The organism is Vibrio sp. V08_P9A1T1 (assembly GCF_963874405.1).
Taxonomy (GTDB): Bacteria; Pseudomonadota; Gammaproteobacteria; order Enterobacterales; family Vibrionaceae; genus Vibrio; species Vibrio anguillarum.
In genome coordinates, this window is record NZ_CAWNIB010000174.1 from 1 (window position 1) to 3589 (window position 3589).

The window sequence follows — 3589 nt, forward strand, 5'->3', positions numbered from 1 at the left end:
GTGTTAAGCGTTATAACTAATAATTATAAACTATGATTGAAAGATCTGGATCTTTGATAATGGATTACGGGGCCAATAATGAAGTTACAGCAGTTAAAATATATTGTTGAAGTGGTTAATCACAACCTGAATGTCTCAGCAACTGCGGAAAGCCTTTATACCTCTCAGCCAGGCATTAGTAAACAGGTTCGTTTACTCGAAGATGAATTGGGTATTCAAATTTTTGAGCGTAGCGGTAAGCACCTGACACAAGTCACGGGTGCAGGTGAAGATATTATTCGTATCTCACAAGAGATCCTTTCACGTGTGGAAAGCATTAAGGCCGTGGCTGGGGAGCATACGCACCCTGAGATGGGTACGCTGAATATTTCAACGACTCATACACAAGCTCGCTACGCGTTACCTGATGTAATCAAAGGATTCACTGCACGTTATCCGAAAGTGTCGTTACACATGCACCAAGGCACTCCAAGTCAGATGTCGGAAGCGGTTGCAAAAGGTACCGCTAATTTTGCGATAGCAACAGAAGCGCTTCATCTGTACCAAGATGCCATCATGCTACCTTGTTATCATTGGAACCGTTCTATTGTTGTGCCAAAAGATCATGCTCTTGCAAAAAAAGAACGGGTAACGATTGAGGATTTAGCCGCGTATCCATTGGTCACTTACGTGTTTGGTTTTACTGGTCGTTCAGAGTTAGACACTGCATTTAATCGCGTAGGGTTAACGCCGCGAGTTGTCTTCACCGCCACCGATGCGGATGTGATAAAAACTTATGTCCGAATGGGAATTGGGGTGGGTGTTATCGCAAGTATGGCGATAGATAAATCACGCGACACCGATCTTATCGCGATTGATGCCAGCCATCTTTTTGGTGCGAGCACGACTAGCATTGGGTTTCGCCGAGGCACATTCCTGCGCTCTTATATGTTTGACTTTATGGAACGTTTCGCGCCTCATCTTACTCGCCCTGTCGTCGAACGGGCAACCTCGTTAAAATCGAATATCGAAATAGAAGAGATGTTTAAAGACATTGAATTGCCAGTTCGTTAAGCAAATTTTGATCATTTAAAACGAAACACTTCCTAATTAAACCATCACCTCCTAGAATTGGCCTTTCTAGGGGGGATGTATGCGCGCGCTTTTCAAACATATCGATGCTTTTTTAATTGAAAACCAACGTTTTTGGCGATTTGAGCCCTTTCACCATAGTGGCTTAGACAGTTCACCTTGGAAACATTCAGACCATAGGCTGGATCAGTGGTTGCAAACGCTATCTTTGGACAGTATCGATAGCTTAAAGTCATCGCCGCAAGCGCTCATTGAGCAACTTCATCCGTATATCGAGGGGTTAAAAGAAGCGGATATCATGATTAGGCTTCAAGATGCCCCTCGTAATACTCAGCAAGCACTCAGCCCTTACTTAGAGCAGGGGATCCCTGGCAGAAAGCTAGAACAAATTCGTTTAATGAGCGAATCACTCCTCTCTAGGCATTCAGGAACGGAATGGCTAGAGTGGTGCGCGGGTAAAGGCTTTTTAGGTCGAATTATCGCAGCACAGTCAAAACAAAAAGTCACTAGTTTTGAATATCAGTCGCAGCTCTGTCATGCAGGACAAGCTTGCGCCGATGAACATGATCTTCCGATGCAATTTATTCAAGGGGACGCTTTTGAGCCGCAAGCGTTTGGCGTTTTCAATACCAATCAGCATGCCGTCGCTTTACATGCCTGTGGTGATCTCCATGTTCGCCTACTCGAATATTCCGTTGCTCATCGCTTGCCTGCGATTACGTTTTCACCATGTTGCTACCATTTAATCAAAGCCGATAGCTACCAACCCATGTCCACCTACGGTCGTACTTCTTCTCTTGCCTTGTCCAAAGAAGAGCTGCGTATTCCGCTGCAAGAAACCGTTACAGGGGGAGAGCGGGTTCGCCGTCATCGTTTGCAAGAAATGACGTTTCGTTTGGGTTTTGATTTGTTGCTAAGATCTGAGCTTGGGCATCATCAATATTGCCCAATTCCGAGCCTCAAAAAATCACAACTAGCCGAAGGATTTTTAGCTTTTTGTTATTGGGCGGCGGAACAAAAAGGCATCGCATTACCAGAAGTGGATTGGCCTGCTTATGAACGTAAAGGCGAGCAGCGTTTTTGGCAGATGGAAAGGATAGGCTTAGTACAACAGGCATTTCGCCGCATGATTGAGCTTTGGTTGGTATTGGATAAGGCACTTTATCTTCAAGAGCAAGGCTATGAGGTGCAGATTGAGCAGTTTTGCGCTAGGAAAGTAACGCCACGCAATATATTGGTTCACGCTTATAAAAAATAAAAGCCAAGCGCATGACGCACTTGGCTAAGAATTGAGAGCTTTACCGCAAATTGTTATCGTTAGTTAAACAGAGCGATAGCTTCAGATGGGTCAAGATATTCAAGGTTGAAACTCTCGGCGACCTCTTTACAGGTGACTTTACCGTGTATCACGTTTAAACCTTCTAGGAATCCTTTATCCTCTAATAATGCACGTTGATAACCTTTATTGGCCAGTTTAACAATGTAAGGCAACGTAGCGTTATTCAAGGCGAAAGTTGATGTGCGAGCCACAGCGCCTGGCATGTTTGCGACGCAGTAATGAACGACGTCATCAACGATATAGGTCGGGTCATCATGAGTGGTAGCATGTGAGGTTTCAAAGCAGCCGCCTTGGTCAATTGCCACATCAACGACCGCAGAGCCAGGTTTCATTCTAGAAATCAGATCTTTAGTTACGAGTTTAGGAGCTGCTGCTCCGGGGATCAGTACTGCGCCTATTACTAAATCGGCTTCGAGGACGTATTTTTCAATCGCATCCTTTGTTGAATACACGACTTTAGCGTGACCTTGGAATTCTTCATCGAGTTTACGCAGCATATCAACACTTCGGTCGAGAATCGTCACATCAGCACGCATTCCGACAGCAATTCTGGCTGCGTTAGCACCGACTACACCACCACCAATCACCACCACTTTTGCTGGTGCGACTCCGGGTACACCACCCAGTAACAAACCACAGCCCGCGTGTGATTTTTCTAAACACTGCGCACCTGATTGAATAGACATTCGACCAGCGACTTCAGACATTGGTGCTAATAGTGGCAAGCGACCCATATTATCTGTTACAGTCTCGTAGGCTATACAGACAGCTTTGCTCTTGATTAGCTCCTCAGTTTGTGGAAAATCTGGAGCTAGATGTAAATAGGTAAATAAAATTTGGCCTTCGCGGAGCATTGCTCGTTCAGCAGCCTGAGGTTCTTTGACCTTAACAATCATTTCTGCTTTCGCAAAAATGTTAGAAGCAGTAGGAAGAATGGATGCGCCTACAGCGATGTAATCATCGTCTGAAAAGCCGATGCCGGAACCGGCATTTGTTTCAACATAAACTTGGTGACCGTGTGAGACAAGTTCGCGCACGCTTGCGGGAATCATGCCCACACGATATTCGTGGTTTTTGATTTCTTTAGGAACTCCAATGATCATCCTGACTCCTTAGGTTTTTTTGGTTGTTATAACTATATGTAGGGTTGTTGTTTCGAATTTGTGACTAGTATAGATG

At 44.9% G+C, this 3589-nt stretch carries 3 protein-coding genes; 2 read left to right on the top strand and 1 reads right to left on the bottom strand.

Going from position 1 to position 3589, the window contains the following annotated elements:
- Window positions 1–78 precede the first annotated feature (78 nt).
- Window positions 79–1053: an HTH-type transcriptional regulator CysB gene (gene cysB, locus AACT21_RS07735; protein ID WP_010317444.1), complete on the top strand. Its 975-nt coding sequence runs from the start codon at window positions 79–81 to the stop codon at window positions 1051–1053.
- A 79-nt stretch (window positions 1054–1132) separates the two neighbouring features.
- Window positions 1133–2329, top strand: coding sequence for a methyltransferase (locus tag AACT21_RS07740; RefSeq protein WP_094163932.1), 1197 nt, complete (start codon window positions 1133–1135; stop codon window positions 2327–2329).
- A 59-nt stretch (window positions 2330–2388) separates the two neighbouring features.
- Here the strand turns inward: AACT21_RS07740 and ald are convergent, their stop codons facing one another.
- Window positions 2389–3513: an alanine dehydrogenase gene (ald, locus tag AACT21_RS07745; protein WP_017041996.1), complete on the bottom strand. Its 1125-nt coding sequence runs from the start codon at window positions 3511–3513 to the stop codon at window positions 2389–2391.
- Window positions 3514–3589 lie beyond the last annotated feature (76 nt).